This is a genomic window from Nostoc sp., assembly GCF_036919595.1.
GTDB lineage: Bacteria > Cyanobacteriota > Cyanobacteriia > Cyanobacteriales > Nostocaceae > Nostoc.
Genome location: NZ_JBALCO010000197.1, coordinates 18,096 through 33,210, shown reverse-complemented (window position 1 = coordinate 33,210; position 15,115 = coordinate 18,096). Strand labels below are relative to the sequence as shown.

At 39.6% G+C, this 15,115-nt stretch carries 8 protein-coding genes and 4 pseudogenes; 7 read left to right on the top strand and 5 right to left on the bottom strand.

Going from position 1 to position 15,115, the window contains the following annotated elements:
* Both V7K21_RS30145 and V7K21_RS30140 read right to left on the bottom strand, forming a co-directional pair.
* Positions 1-180: hypothetical protein (locus tag V7K21_RS30145; protein ID WP_335179718.1), on the bottom strand; the 180-nt coding region annotated here is incomplete at its 3' end.
* A 770-nt stretch (positions 181-950) separates the two neighbouring features.
* A pseudogene (locus V7K21_RS30140) lies at positions 951-1,157 on the bottom strand (transposase); the annotation flags it as partial.
* Positions 1,158-1,350: 193 nt separating this feature from the next.
* Between V7K21_RS30140 and V7K21_RS30135 the strand changes: the two are divergent.
* A pseudogene (locus V7K21_RS30135) lies at positions 1,351-1,449 on the top strand (IS5/IS1182 family transposase); the annotation flags it as partial.
* Between the two features lie 149 nt (positions 1,450-1,598).
* Here the strand turns inward: V7K21_RS30135 and V7K21_RS30130 are convergent.
* The 3 genes and pseudogenes from V7K21_RS30130 to V7K21_RS30970 all read right to left on the bottom strand — a co-directional run bounded on the left by V7K21_RS30130 (position 1,599) and on the right by V7K21_RS30970 (position 2,951).
* Positions 1,599-2,090, bottom strand: a complete 492-nt coding sequence (locus V7K21_RS30130) for a hypothetical protein (RefSeq protein ID WP_335179716.1) — start codon at positions 2,088-2,090, stop codon at positions 1,599-1,601.
* Positions 2,091-2,503: 413 nt separating this feature from the next.
* Positions 2,504-2,650 (bottom strand): annotated as a pseudogene (locus tag V7K21_RS30975) (IS630 family transposase); the annotation flags it as partial.
* Positions 2,649-2,951: a hypothetical protein gene (locus V7K21_RS30970; protein WP_442948948.1), complete on the bottom strand. Its 303-nt coding sequence runs from the start codon at positions 2,949-2,951 to the stop codon at positions 2,649-2,651. The gene V7K21_RS30970 and the pseudogene V7K21_RS30975, both read right to left, overlap by 2 nt.
* Before the next feature lie 590 nt (positions 2,952-3,541).
* On the opposite strand from V7K21_RS30970, the gene V7K21_RS30120 reads away from it, so the two are divergent.
* The 6 genes and pseudogenes from V7K21_RS30120 to V7K21_RS30965 all read left to right on the top strand — a co-directional run.
* Positions 3,542-4,996, top strand: coding sequence for a hypothetical protein (locus V7K21_RS30120; protein WP_335179714.1), 1,455 nt, complete (start codon positions 3,542-3,544; stop codon positions 4,994-4,996).
* Between the two features lie 22 nt (positions 4,997-5,018).
* Positions 5,019-9,716: a response regulator gene (locus V7K21_RS30115; RefSeq protein WP_335179712.1), complete on the top strand. Its 4,698-nt coding sequence runs from the start codon at positions 5,019-5,021 to the stop codon at positions 9,714-9,716.
* A 240-nt stretch (positions 9,717-9,956) separates the two neighbouring features.
* Positions 9,957-10,613 (top strand): hypothetical protein, encoded by a 657-nt coding sequence (locus V7K21_RS30110; protein WP_335179709.1) that lies wholly within the window; start codon positions 9,957-9,959, stop codon positions 10,611-10,613.
* Positions 10,614-10,726: 113 nt separating this feature from the next.
* Entirely contained in the window at positions 10,727-12,937 is a 2,211-nt protein-coding gene (locus V7K21_RS30105; protein ID WP_335179707.1) for an OmpA family protein, read from the top strand.
* Positions 12,938-12,987: 50 nt separating this feature from the next.
* Positions 12,988-13,509: a Rab family GTPase gene (locus tag V7K21_RS30100; protein WP_335179705.1), complete on the top strand. Its 522-nt coding sequence runs from the start codon at positions 12,988-12,990 to the stop codon at positions 13,507-13,509.
* Between the two features lie 4 nt (positions 13,510-13,513).
* Positions 13,514-14,956, top strand: a pseudogene (locus V7K21_RS30965) (ATP-binding protein); the annotation flags it as partial.
* Positions 14,957-15,115 lie beyond the last annotated feature (159 nt).

The window sequence follows — 15,115 nt, the reverse complement described above, 5'->3', positions numbered from 1 at the left end:
GAGAACCCTGACCAATGCCACAGCCAAACTCAATCTCTGTTTCATCAGACTCATGCTCAAAAGGCTAGCTAATGAATAGATGTCAAATGGGTTCTCTAGGCGATACTGGTATATCCCAAAGGGCGATACAGGTAATCCCCAATGGGAGTTTTCACGACGCTTCAAACCCAGTCGCTGCAAGCCGTCCAACCCCCTCATAGAATACAACAAAGAATACAACAGAGATTACTTCAGAAAGTATTCAAAGAGCGCCGGAAAACACACACAAAGGGGGGACTCTTTTTAATTCCCAAAACCCGGAGACTGATCAAGAAGACAAGGGGTTTAAGGTAGAACCCAAATTCTCAAGGGGCCAAGATCCACAAAACCAGGATCAAGCAAAAGGATCTCAAGGAAAAACCGAGATTGTCATGAAGGTAAATATTCCGTCTAATGAGAATGATTCTTAAAATCAATTACTTTCGTGAATGTAGGTAAAGAATAATACTAGTGGTTTAACAACCCAAAATTGCCAGGTGAGGGTAGGCTCTTGTGCAGAGGAGCAGGGGAGACGGGGATCTCTTGAGAGTTATTGTACAAGTTCTTTCTCCTATGCCCGTGTGCCCGTGTGCCCATGTGCCCCCCTGCTCCTCTGCTGACCATCATGCAAAGTCTCCTTGGCAAACTACCAAGACTGCTTGCGTGGTAATGCAGCGTGATGGGGGGATGGGGATGCGGATGGAAATGCGGATCGGGATAATGATCCTGAAAACTTGTCATGGGTGAAGGCGCTTGAGGAGATAATCCGCAACGGTTCACCATTACCGCGTTCAGAACTGTTTAAATTGGCGGAGTATAGGTTGGGTGAATATGCACATTTGTACAGGGGGTCTGAGCGGGTATTGGATGCAGATCCGAATGATTTCAACTCAGAATTTTTGAGATTCGTGCAGTGGTAAGCTAATCGGCATTTAAATTGCAACATAGTCACTATTTCCCTTGTTTTTGACTTTTCGATGCCACTTAATGACTAGCTCACCTTTATTTAATAATTTATTAAGAATTGATTTCAATTCATCTATTGATTGAAATAGACGATAAGCAATGTATTCTTTACATTCATACCAGACTAATTCAATAATGTTGTAGTCAGGACTATATGCAGGGAAAAACTCTAAGGGACTTCCAAAGAATAAATTATTCCAAGAAAAACAAGAGACAAGATTTTTCAATAATGATAATCATTTGTTTGGGGGGCGGAGAAAGGGGGTTGCCCTCGGCAACCCCCTTCATCCCCCTTTCAAAATGATTATCATTATTGTTAGGCGAATAGTTTATTTTCTGGAAGTCCCTTAAGGCTTGCTTAATTGGTGTCAGCGTTTAAGTAAAGATTATGAACGACTGCCTGAAACTTCCGAGACATTCATCTATATTGCCATGATTCGTATCATGCTTCGACGGTTGGCATAATTTTTGGCTCACTCTGACTTTTATAGGACTTTACAGGACGTGTTGCTCCTGTTGCGTAGGCGTAGCCCGTCGTAGACATCGCGTTTGTGAGAGATTAACGCGATCACAAGTTTTCCCGAATCGGGAAAATCATCTAAAACCACCAGTAGCTACGGCTGCTCTACAATCTTTGTCCAACCAATAGCAAAAGTTCCCGCAGGATAGCCCTTTAATTGTGTGTAATTGCCAGAGCGATCAAAAACACCAACAGCAGCCGCACCATTGCTAGTGTTGTAGAAGAAGACGCCCTGCGGTGTATTGACTATTTGCGACCAACCACTAGAAAAACCTCCCGGAGGATAGTTCTTTAATTGTGTGAAATTGCCAGAGTGATCGAAAACACCAACAGCAGCCGCACCATTGTTAGTGTTGTAGAAGAAGACGCCCTGCGGTGTATTGACTATTTGCGACCAATTAGTACTAAAAATTCCCGCAGCATAGCCCTTTAATTGTGTGAAATTGCCAGAGTGATCGAAAGCACCAATAGCAGCCGCACCATTGCTAGTGTTGTAGAAAAGCTCATCAGCTAGAACTGATGACATAGGTGTAAGACTTACAAGACTAGCAAGAACACCAAATCCTATTTTCCAATTTGTTTTCATTAGCTTCCAGTCGTTCTTCAAATTAGAATCGAATTTTAAGCTTGAGTTTTAGAATTAGAAATCATGCCCTAAGTGTTACAAGCATAAGCACTGGGGTTGTTTTTTCGATTGAATAGACTTCTTGCATCAATATTTTTTGTCTCGCGCTCCAGGCGCTCCAAGCGCTCCAGAAAAGAACGCAAGAAAGTACTTTTGCAATAAGTCTAATGTCTAAAATCAAGTTAACCGTTGCATTTTGTTCAATTTTGAACATTTTAGCTAATAGTTAAATTTTTCACTAGTTAAACCACGATTCGCAAAATTTAAGCAACTCTTAACACAAAGGTGAACTTTCTCGTTTTTCATAATGATTATCATTCTTATAGGGATGCTGTCTTTTATTTTTTTGGAATAATTTATTCTCTGGAAGTCCCTAATACAAAGTTAGGGAGTTCTTGGGCAATAAAAGCTAAGAATATCAAATCGATTATGAAAACTAGCATTATCTAAAATTAAAATAATATTGGGGCCACGCTCTGAAAATGTTCGGTGTTGAATCCAGAGCTTATCCACTCTTCTCTAAATTAATTTATTGATAGGACTACTATTTAATTTTTGAACAGATACGTAGGGTGTGTTAGCACGGAAAGTACGGCATAAAATCTTTAAAAATAGTGCGTTAGGACTGGAGTTTAGACTAAGCAATGCAAAACGACCCAGCACTGCTGAGTTATAGCAACCGCCAAGATGGTTGCTATAATTGCTCCATTTGTGAGCCTGTTTTGAAGAAGCGATCGCAATCCAGTAGCGTGCAGTCTCTTGAGAACATCCCAAAGCTTCACAGATTTGAGCCTGAGTTTGACCTGCATCGAAGAGCAGCATAATTTTAATGCGACGGCGGTATTCTGCCCGTAAGTCGGTTTCTAAGCTTTTCAGTAGATATTTGCGCTGAAAAGGTGTTAAGCAAAGACCTGGATTTTCCACAGCGATTTCTCCTGGTAGAACTTGCACTCTTTGGAAGTTCATTTAGCTTCTTGGCGAACCTCTGCTTACTTATCGGAATCAAAAGTCCATGAATTCCACAACTAGTTATAAAACTTCATAATTATCGGATGAATGGTCAGAAGTTAGAGGTCGCTTGAAAAGTCTAAAAGTATACTAAAAAACGCCACTTCCATTCTTCTCCCTGAAAGGTAGAGAGGCTTTGAAACCCCCATTCCCTTGTAGTAATTGGCAAAACAGGAGTAGGGGATTAGGTTTGGGAGCTTTTGGTGTTAGCAATAATACCTTTCAAACATCCTCTCAAGGCAGTCTTGTGTTTACTAATTATTCCTCGGTTCAGTAACGTCTTTTTCCTTTGCCATGTGTTAACAGGCATATATTGTGGGCATCATAATCCCAAGCCAAATACATCCGCTAGCAGCCATAAAACTCATTGGCAGCAAGTTTTTCTACAACTATAGTATCGATTTATGGCAGGTAGTTTTAGACGTTATCTCTTTGTTCGTCAATATAGTTTATACACTGAGTTGATTTTGGGATGCCTACAGATTCAATTAGGAGTAATCTGTAGCGTGGGTATTTTGACATTATCAGAAGCTAAGTTACAAGCTGCCCAAGCACATCAGACCTGGAAATCACTTTCAGGATTGACCGAGCGAGTCACTATAGTAAATTCTTCTTTAGCAGAGCAATACTCAGAACTTGGAATTCACAGAGAAGTCAGGGTGGCAGATTGGGCTGATAACACAATCTCTTCTATACAAGAGATTGCACCAACTAGTCCGCGTACCCTTACTCAAAAGCCAGCTAGTAAGAGCGATCGCACCAGAGCATCTGGCTTTGCTAAGAGTGAACTGAACTTCGGTCATTTACAATTTTCGATACCGCTCCCCTATCAATTAGAGCCAACACCTATTTTGATAGCAGCACCTGAAAACTTCAATCCTTCACTGCGATTACCACCAGTGTTACCCGAACCACCGCAGAATTCTAGCCCACCACCAACTTCCACCAAACCAGAAACGCCGGATGCAATTTTGGAAAGTATTGATACGGACTATCGCTATGACACAGACAACTTTGGCCAAACTAATTTTTTCCTCGAACCAACGGTTAAATTTCGATTGAGTAATGGCAATAGAATATTTTTCAAGACGGGTTTTAACTTCTTTAAGCAACGCGGTGTTGAATCAATTACCAATTTTCCCTTACAGGTTGGATGGCAAGGAAAAATTGGGCAAGTGACTCTACAAACAGCAGCCGGAGTCGATGTGTTCAATCGTTTACCCACAGCTATCAATCTCAATGCTAAGGTGGAGGCTCCCATTTCGCTGCCGCGAGTTTCGTCATCAGGTCGATTGCTATCGGCAGTAATACTATCAGGTAATTTAGAACAAGGACCTTATAAATCCAATGCCCGAACTTTAGACAATCAAATTACTGCTTGGCGATTTGGACCTGATTTATACTGGCAGATTGACCGTAATACTAGCTTGTTTTCATCATTGCGTTTGGGTAGTTACAACGATGGTAATTCCGAGGTGCAGTCATTTAGTAGATTAGAGCGCAAATTTGGACAATTTTCTTTGGCGGCTAACTTATTCACTTGGAGTTACGATCACGATTTAGAACGCACAAGTGGCTATTTTTCCCCACCAGATTTCCTAGTTTATAACGGTGAGGTAGCTTGGGAGGGAGATATTACTAATTTCTTACGCTGTCGCCTCGCTGCCAATTTAGGACGACAACGACTTAAAGGAGAATTTGATAACGCTAATACCTATCAAACGCGCTGTACAGTAAAGGTTTCACCGAATATAGAGCTAGACCTCGGCTATAGCTTTAGTAATGTCCGAAATCAAGAAACTGGAGGAAGTGCCTATAGTGGTAATTCCTTGACAGGACAGTTGCGGGTCAAATTTTAAGAGTTATTGATAAGGCTTAAGCATGAAAGCACCATTACCTGATAACGAAACACAGCGAATCGAATCTCTTTTGGAGTATAAAATCCTCGATACTCGTTCGGAAGCTGCCTTTGACGACCTCACCCGTTTAGCCTCATATATTTGTGGAACTCCCATTGCCTTAATCAGTTTAATTGATAGCGATCGCCAGTGGTTCAAGTCAAAAGTTGGCTTGGATGCCCTAGAAACACCGCGAGATGTAGCATTCTGCGCCCATACTATTATGCAACCTGAAGTTTTTGTTGTGCCGGATGCAACCGAAGACGAAAGGTTTGCTACAAACCCGCTAGTTACCTCTGATCCGAATGTTCGATTTTATGCTGGTGTACCGCTGACTAACCCTGAGGGATATGCACTAGGAACACTTTGTGTAATTGACCATGTACCAAGAGAACTCTCTCCAGAACAAGTTGAAGCATTACGAATTATAGGTAGCCAGGTAATCAAGCAACTAGAAATGCGGCGCAACTTAGCAACTTTGGTGTTGGCGAATGACACACGCAAACAGGTACAGAAGGGACGCAAACAATTTTTTAAAAGAGTAGCCGGAGGGTTTGGGTTAGCATCAGCAATTTTAGTTTTGATTGGCGTGATTTCTTATCAAAACACACGCGTATTGATTGATACTAAGAATCAGGTGCAAAAAACCCAAGAGAAAATCAATAAATTGGAAGAATTACTGTCCGATATGAAGGATGCTGAGACTGGACAACGCGGTTATATCCTCACTGGACAAGAAAGTTATTTGGAACCTTATCAAGCAGTAGTTGGAAACATCGATCAAAAAATTGCAGAACTGAAGGATTTAATCGTAGATCAACCTAGCCAACAACAGCAGTTTGCAACCCTTGAATCTTTAATAGCTGCAAAACTTGCCATACTCAAGAAGACTATATACCTGCGTAGAAATCAGGGATTCGACGCAGCCTTGCAGCTAATCCAGACAAATCGAGGAAAATATCTCATGGATAATATCCGTAAGGTTATACATGAGATAGAGAATCAGGATAAAAGGTTGCTCCAACAGCAATCACAAGTTGCAAAAGCCAGTGCTAACAGGACGCTTTTGACACTTGCGATCGCTATTTTTCTAAGTTTTCTTATTTTAGGTATAGTTTACTACTTAATTTCTCGTGAGGTAAAAGAGCGTAAATTAACAGAAGAAACACTGAACCAAGAACGCAACTTTATCTCAGCAGTCCTTGATACAGCTAGCGCTTTGGTAATAGTTATTGACACACAAGGGCAAATCGTTCGCTTCAATCAAGCTTGTGAGCAAACAACTGGTTACTCATTTGATGAGGTCAGAGGAAGGCATTTCTGGAACCTGTTTTTACTTCCTGAACAGGTAAAGGAAGTTAAAGCAGTTTTTGAGCAGTTACGATCTGGTGAAGGGCCCAAAGAGTACGAAAACTATTGGGTAGCTAAGGATGGCAGTCGGCGGCTTATTGCCTGGGCTAACACTACCTTGCAAGACTATCAGGGCCACGTTGAATACATTGTCGCCACAGGTATCGACATCACCGATGTATTCGAGGATCTGCGCTTACGCAAACTAGCTGAACAGCATCTCAAAGCAGAGTATGCTACAACCCGCGTCTTAGCAGAGTCAGCTACAATCAACGAAGCTATGCCCCAAATTCTGCAAGGAATCTGCGAAAGTTTGGGATGGGATTTAAGTGAATTTTGGCTGGTAGATCAACGAGCAAATCTACTGACTTTCATAAATTCATGGTATAAAATATCCTCAAAAATGCAAGAATTTGACATCCTAAGTCGGCAGATTACTTTTGCACCAGGAATTGGGCTGCCTGGTCGTGTCTGGGCTAGTGTTAAACCTATTTGGATCGCTGATGTCATTAAAGAGCAGAATTTTATGCGCTCTCAAATCGCTGCTGAAGTAGAACTGCACGGGGCTTTCGGTTTTCCAATCCGTAGTGGTAAAAAAATCATCGGTGTCATTACCTGCTTTAGCCATGAGATCCAGGAACATGAACCGGATTTGGCAACAGTAATGAATTCGATTGGTGAGCAAGTAGGGCAGTTTATTGAGCGCAAGCAGGCAGAAGAAGAACTTCAACGCCAAAACTTGCGATCACAATTATTTACTGAAATCACCCTCAAGATTCGTCAGTCTTTGCAAATCAAAGAAATTCTCCAAATCACTGTTACGGAAGTACAGAAAATTATCCATAGCGATCGAGTTTTGATTTATCAACCTTTGGCAGATGGATCTGAAACCACTGTAGTTGAAGCAGTAGTTTCTGAGTGGCTGGCAATTAAAGATAAAAAGCTCACTGATGCTTACTTTCAAGCGGAATATACACAGCAGTATTATCTACAGCAGTATCGTCAAAGACAGGATATCGAGCTTGCTGAATTGGATATAGCTGAAGTCCAAAAAAGCCAGATGGAATTACTGCAAGAATTTGGGGTCAAGTCCAATTTGGTCATACCCATTCTTGTCAAAGAAGAACTCTGCGGTTTGCTGATTGTCCATCAGTGTAGCACTTCCCGCCACTGGTCTAGCTTTGAAACTCATCTTTTACGGCAAATAGCTGACCAAGTAGGTATTGCCTTAGCCCAAGCCCAAATGTTAAACGCAGAAACTCAACAGCGACGAGAACTCGAAATTGCCCGTGAGCAAGCTGAATTAGCTTCTCAAACCAAAAGTGCGTTTTTGGCCAATATGAGCCATGAAATTCGGACTCCGATGAATGCTGTGTTAGGCATGACAGGCTTAATGTTAGAAACTCCCCTCAACTCAGAGCAACAGGATTTTATTGAAACAATTCGCATTAGTGGAGACGCTCTTTTAAGCCTGATCAACGAAATTTTGGATCTGTCCAAACTTGAGGCTGGGGAAATGGCACTAGAAACTCTAGATTTTACCTTATCTAGCTGTGTGGAAGAGGTGTTGGAATTATTGGCTCCCCCAGCCCATAATAAGGGATTAGAAATTGCAGCGTTGATCTATCCCAACGTCCCCACCCACCTCCAAGGCGATGCTGGCCGCCTGCGGCAAATTCTGATGAACCTGATTAGCAATGCGATCAAGTTCACCAGCAATGGAGAGGTAATATTAAGAGCAGAATTGCGATCGCAAACCTCTACTACAGCCACCATTTATTTTGCCATCATAGATACTGGTCTTGGCATTACTTCTGAAGACCAATCCAAACTCTTTATGCCATTTACCCAAGTAGATGCTTCCACTACCCGCAAATATGGCGGTACAGGTTTGGGATTAGCCATCTGTAAGCAACTGGTAAGCTTGATGGGAGGAGAAATTGGCGTAGAAAGTCAGTTGGGAAAAGGATCTAAGTTTTGGTTTGAAGTAACTCTCGCCAAGCAACTTTACCCTATTTCCTCAGAAAGCAATAGCTTCGCCAACGCCAACGGCGAACGCGAACTTTTGCTCAATCGGCGCTTGTTAGTGGTGGATGATAATGCTACTAATCGCAAAATCATCCACCATCAAGCTACCCGTTGGGGGATGCTAGTGGATCAGGCTGCTTCAGCTGTTACTGCCCTCCAAGCTATTCAGGAAGCCACCAAGCAAAAAAATCCCTATGACATAGCTGTGGTTGATATGCAGATGCCAGAAATAGATGGGATGACCTTGGGAGAGCAAATTAAGGCAAATTCAGCGATCGCTGGGCTACCTTTGATTATGCTTACCTCTACTAATCAAAGGGATGAAATCCAACGAGCGCTAAAAATAGGATTTGCAGCTTATTTGGTCAAACCTGTTAAGCCGTCCCGACTCCTCAATACCATCATGACTATCTTAGGAACCCAGATGGAACAAGAGGAATCAGAAGTCAGAAGTCAGGAGTTAAAACTTAAAAATCACGAAAACAACAGCAACTATGATTCTCTTGGCTCCCCCAAATTTAGAATTCTCTTAGCTGAAGATAATCTGGTGAATCAGAAAGTTGCCTTGAAGCAACTCCAAAGCCTGGGCTACAGTGCTGATGTCGCTGGTAATGGGAAAGAAGTTTTGCAGTCATTGAAAAAAATTCCCTACGATTTAATTCTGATGGATTGCCAAATGCCAGTTCTGGACGGTTTTGAAACCACAAAAGAAATTCATCGTTGGCAAGAAAGCAGCTTTGCCAGCAGTCGTCGTCCTGTGGTAGTTGCAATGACAGCTAATGCCATGAAAGAAGATCAACAAATGTGTCTAGATGCCGGAATGGACGACTATCTGAGCAAGCCAGTAACGAAACAAAAATTGGCTGCGGCGCTACAGCGTTGGGGAAGTGTGATATTCAAGGCAAAAGAAATAACTGCCACAGAGCAGATTTCTACTACAGATGTCAGTTCAGTTGACCTCCCAATTGATTGGGAACGTTTGCATCAACTCTCAGAAAATAATCCAGAATTTGAATTTGACCTACTGCAAATGTTCGTTGAAGATATTCAACCTCGTCTAGAGGTAATAAGAATAGCGATCGCTGCTCATGACTTTGGTCAAATAGCGCAAGAAGCCCATCAAATTAAAGGTGCTAGTGCTAATGTTGGAGCAACAACTATGCATCTAGCAGCAGAAAAACTAGAACAACTAGCTTACAACCAAGAGCGTCGAGGTACTACTAACTTCATCTCAGAGTTAGAAGAGTTTGTTAAACGCATCCAAAAATTTTTGATCTGTAAGGATAGTAACACAGAAATATGAAAAATTAATAATATTTATTAATAAACAAAAAGTGACAATTTTTTATGAGTAAGCATGAATAATACCCATTTCATATTTTGAATGATAGAACTTGCGAACAACTGGGAATAATAACTTTGATGTACTAAAAGTAGGTTCAGTGAGTTAACTGCATCTTATGCTGAGAATTTTTAGCCTAAATATCAGTTAAATGTATCACCTCCTATCCCCAATTAATTCTCCAAAAGTGAGGTTTTCCTGATGAGTCAGATGAGTAGAGACGATGTACGAGAACGGCTTGGCAATATTGATCAGATCCGCGATATTATTTTGGGAACGCAGCTAAGAGAGTACGAAAATCGATTTAACAAGCTGGAGTCAGATATCTCTGTGCTGCAACAACAGATGCGATCGCATGTCGATCAACTCAAGTCAAATTTTTCGGCTGAACTAAAGGCAGGGTTTGAGGCGGTGGAAAAAAAGCTGAAGTCACTCAACCTGACAACTCAAGAAGAAACTCTTGACTTACGGCAACAAGTTGATAGACTCAATAAAAAGTTTTCTAATAGTGTTCAGTCGCTTGATGACACATTAGATAGCCAAACTACCGCGATTCAAAATGAAATCTTTCATACTAAAGTCCAATTACAAGATGATGTCACGGCGTTACGGGATCTGATTTTAGAAGAAATAGATCGACGCTTCTCACAGTTGACAGACACTAAGGTTTCTAAAGACGATATGGCTGAAACTTTGTTTGCTTTGGGAATGCGTCTGAAAGAAACTGAATTCATTCCTAAATTGCGAGAAGCAGCCGATGAAAGTAGCAACGATTATACTCCTGTGCCGCTTCTAGAAACTGCAAACTTGTCAAAAGTGTTAACTCACTCGAACAGTACCGCAGAATTACATTCGTAATCAAGTCAGAAGGCAAGGATAAATGAAGGGAATGAGGGAGATAATTCTTCACTCCTAATTCTTATACAGACGCGATTAATCGCGTCTCTACTCCTAACTCAGCACTTTTAAAGATGAGACTTAATGATATGACTCAGGTGGAAAATTCGATTTCTCAATCTTTTGAATTAAAACCAGAAAAAGCTGTACAGCTTGACAATTTATTGGATTTACTTGTCGATCTTAAAATTATCGAATCACCTGAGCAATCTTTTTCTTTATTCCGATCAGAAACTGATAATAATCATGAGTATATTACAGAAAGAATTGAATTACTGCAACTTCCTTCAGTGCCCTTAGAAGTATGTGAAGCTTATTTAGAGTCCGCTTGGAATTTTCCTGAAAATATATCTAATCCATCACAAATTACTCAAGAAGAATTAGAAAAATCTATTGAAATCTTTGCAAATTTTGAGGAAACGTTAGATAACTCAGAGGATGCATTGCAAAAATTACGGAAGATATTGGTCGGATATGAATTAACAGAAATCAACAATATTCTAGCAAAAATTGAACAAAAGATTCAAAAAATAGAGGATCAAGTTTATGACCCTAAAGAGCTAATAAATCTACTACTACCGTGTATTTCTGAACTTTTAAGGCTAAAGATTACAGAGTCAAAAGAGGAAATTGTAGAGATAATTGCTCCGATTATCGATCAGGCTATGCACAGTCGCACTGAACAAGATAAAGTTAGCATGAGTACGGCGATCGCTCCTACTATTCCCCTAGCTATTTCTCAGCAGATCATTGTTGCTCCAGAGGAAGTTTCAGATGCGATCGCTCCTGCAATCGGACGAGCTATTAAAAAGCAAGTTGAAATTGAACAGAATATTGTTGTGGATGCACTCTACCCAATTATTGGTAGTACCATATCTAAGTATATGGCAGAGACAATCCGTGCTATTAATCGGCAAGTCGAAGAAACCCTCAGCGTTGAAGGAATAAAACGTAAAATTCGTGCCAAGCTACAGGGAGTTTCTGAAGCAGAATTAATTTTTAAAGAAGCTCTACCATTTACAATTCAAGCCATTTTCTTGATTCATAAAGCATCTGGTTTAATTATCTCAGATGTTCAACGCTCTGATGCACAGCAGCTAGAGGCTGAAATGGTAGCAGGAATGCTGACAGCAATTCGCAGCTTTGCCAATGATTGTATCAATCAATCTGGAAATGTGACAGAATTAGACACAATTGAATATGGAACATCCAAAATAATTTTAGAAGTTGCAGGATACTGTTATTTAGCACTCGTTGTGCAAGGAGAGCCAAGCAAAAACTTTATTTTGAAAATGCGGCAACTATTCAGTAAAATTGTTCAGACATATGGTAATTTAATTGAAAACTTTGATGGTGATACAGATACAATCCCTATTGAAATTCATCCACTTATAGAAGAATTGAGAGATACAGAGATTCAGCAAAAAAAAGCAAAAAAAATCTCACCATTACTGATATTAAGTTTAACAATTATTAGTACTATTTTCATTCCTTGGGGCTTTTGGCAATACCATAGTGGAGTGATCCATTCTATTGAAAATCAAACTTCCTTGGCTTTAACTTCTGTTCCAGAACTAGCTGTATATCGGCTCACAGTGCAGGTAGAACACAATAAATTAAAATTAACAGGACGATTACCTAATCAACTTCTTCGCCAGAAAGCCGAGCAAACTGTCAAAATAACCTCCCCTAATTGGTTGATTGACAATCAAATTTTATTAGTTGAAGTACCAGCAGACCCTGTATTAGCTGCTGCTGAAGTCAAACGAGTCACAGCAGTTTTAAATCAGACTAATGATATAGCAATTTCTGCTCAATACATTGCTGGTAAAGTAGCTGTTGAAGGTACTGTCAACCGAATTGCAGATGCTCAGATTATTGCTCATGCATTTGAACAAATTCCAGGCGTAAAATTTGTATCTAGCGCCGTGCAAGTCCAACCCCCACAGATTGAAGTTCGATTTTACTTTCAACCTGACTCAGCGAGTTTGATGAGAGCGAATTTAGAGTACAAGGTTCAACAGGTAAAGTTTTTCCTCAATCAGCACCAAAATCAGCATTTAAAAATCATTGGTTATAGTTATGACCATAGTGGTAAGAACACATCTCAAAAATTGGCACTTATGCGAGCAAAGGCTGTACAACAAGCACTGATTAAATTAGCTATTGAACCATCTCGTCTAGAGATAATTGGTAAGACAAATTTACCACCAGGAATTGATGTAACTCACCCCTTATGGTTAAGCCGCTGTGTAGTTTTAGAACTGATAAACAAGCAACTTTAAGTTGAAAATAGCTCTAATACATGTAAAATACTACCTAATTTTCCTCAAGTATGTCTACAATATCTAAAAAAATCTGCTTATTTGGTGATTTTGGTGTTGGTAAAACTAGTCTAATTCGCCAATTTGTAGAGTGTCAATTTAGTGATGAATATCTTTCAACTGTAGGAGTAAAAATTTCTCGTAAATCGGTTGATGTTTCTAAAAAAGACCTGTATGATAAGCAAAACTTACAGCTTATAATTTGGGATATTGAAGGAAGTAATAAGTTTAAGGCAGTTGCTCAAAACTATTTTCAAGGTTCTAAAGGTGCTGTGATAGTTGGTGATGTCACACAACCAGAAACGCTCAATCATCTTCAAGAACATATTAAAACTTTTCTAGATATTAATCCTAAAAGCTATATTGTTGTTGCACTGAACAAATCAGATATGATTGCAGCCGAGTATTTAGAAAAAATGCGCCAAATGTATCAATTTGAGCAAAGAAATATATTAGATACCTATCTAACTTCAGCTAAAACTGGCAAGAATGTTGATGAAATATTTAAAACTTTAGCCACTCGTTTAATTTAAGAAGATGAACTCATTGTTGATAAACCTATTATCTATATGTCATATTGAATATTTGATAATTGATGAAAATTTCAATATTTTGGAGAAATCTTTGGGATTAAATCATTTTGCTGACATTCCTGATGAGGTGAAGCAAGGTGAGGATATTAGGATTGTGTTTCCAGAATTAGAGGGACTTGAAGATGTTTTTGATGCGATTCGACAGGGGAATCAAGATAATTTTGAATTAAAGGGAATTATGCGCTCACAAGATATAGTTTCTCCTTTGTATATTGATATTCGTATTACTAAAAATATCCAAGAAGATCATTTTAGTAATTCACTAATCATTCTTGTGGAAGACGCGACAGAAAGGATGGTTCTTGAACAATCTTTGTTTCAAGGTGCGAATGAAGCAAATCTTTTGTTACGTAATTTAAAGGCTTCTAAACAATATATTGAGCAAATTGTGACATCAATAGCAGATGCCTTGGTGGTGACAACGCTATCAGGAAAGATAAAAAAAATAAATCTTGCTGCACAAATCTTATTGGAATATGATGAAGTAGAACTTTTAGGTCAATCTATTACAAAAGTTATTAAAGAAATTAAGAGTTCTCCGTTGATAAATAGTGATATTGAAAGTATTAATTTACCCCAAATTCAAGATATAAATTTTTTAGAAAAAGAAGTTGAAACCGTTTGTTATACAAAAAGTGGTAAAACAATTCCAGTAGCTTTTTCATACTCAATAGTGAAGACAGAAATTGAACATTTTCAAGGTTATGTTTACATTTTGCGAGACATGACTGAACGGAAGCAGGCAGAACTTGCTAAACAGGGATTTTTAGCAATGATTAGCCATGAGGTTCGGACTCCGATCGCATCAGTAACTGGTATGGCCAGCTTATTACTAGATAGCGGATTGACTGCCGAACAGCAAGATTTTGTTGAAACCATTCACACCAGTGGAAATTCCTTACTCAAAATTGTTAACGATTTCCTTGACTTTTCCAAAATACAATCGGGGAACTTGGAACTAGAAGAGGAACCTTTTTGTTTACAAAATTGCATTAATGAGGTTCTTTATTTACTTACACCTAAAGCTAAAGAAAAAGATTTAAAACTTACATTTTTAGATACTCCTAAAGTTCTTACTAGGATTGTGAGTGATATCACCCGACTGCGCCAAATCTTAATTAATTTACTTAGTAATGCTATTAAATTTACTGGAACTGGAAGTATAGAAGTTTCAGTTATAACCCGCAAGAATAGCAATATTAATCATTCTTCTGCAAATACTGACGAGATTCAGTTTAGTGTTAAAGATACAGGCATTGGAATTCCACGCGATCGCGTTGAACGTTTGTTTAAAGCCTTCAGTCAAGTTAACTCCTCCATCACTCGACAGTATGGTGGTACTGGGTTAGGTCTTGCCATTTGCAAGCAACTGTGCGAGTTAATGGGTGGCAGAATTTGGGTTGAAAGTGAGCTTGGTACAGGTAGTACATTTTACTTTACGATTGCCGCTTCTATTATTCCAGAGGAGCCGGAGAGTCAGGAGTTACGAGCAGCCACTACAGTTTTCTCCCAACTCGAAGGAGCGTCTCATAGAGGGAGAGTGTCA

What these genes read in the sequence shown, in the direction of transcription:
- V7K21_RS30130 (WP_335179716.1), bottom strand. Translation starts at nt 2,090, where the DNA reads ATGAAAACAAATTGGAAAATAGGATTTGGTGTTCTTGCTAGTCTTGTA.
- V7K21_RS30970 (WP_442948948.1), bottom strand. Translation starts at nt 2,951, where the DNA reads ATGCTGCTCTTCGATGCAGGTCAAACTCAGGCTCAAATCTGTGAAGCT.
- V7K21_RS30120 (WP_335179714.1), top strand. Translation starts at nt 3,542, where the DNA reads ATGGCAGGTAGTTTTAGACGTTATCTCTTTGTTCGTCAATATAGTTTA.
- V7K21_RS30115 (WP_335179712.1), top strand. Translation starts at nt 5,019, where the DNA reads ATGAAAGCACCATTACCTGATAACGAAACACAGCGAATCGAATCTCTT.
- V7K21_RS30110 (WP_335179709.1), top strand. Translation starts at nt 9,957, where the DNA reads ATGAGTCAGATGAGTAGAGACGATGTACGAGAACGGCTTGGCAATATT.
- V7K21_RS30105 (WP_335179707.1), top strand. Translation starts at nt 10,727, where the DNA reads ATGAGACTTAATGATATGACTCAGGTGGAAAATTCGATTTCTCAATCT.
- V7K21_RS30100 (WP_335179705.1), top strand. Translation starts at nt 12,988, where the DNA reads ATGTCTACAATATCTAAAAAAATCTGCTTATTTGGTGATTTTGGTGTT.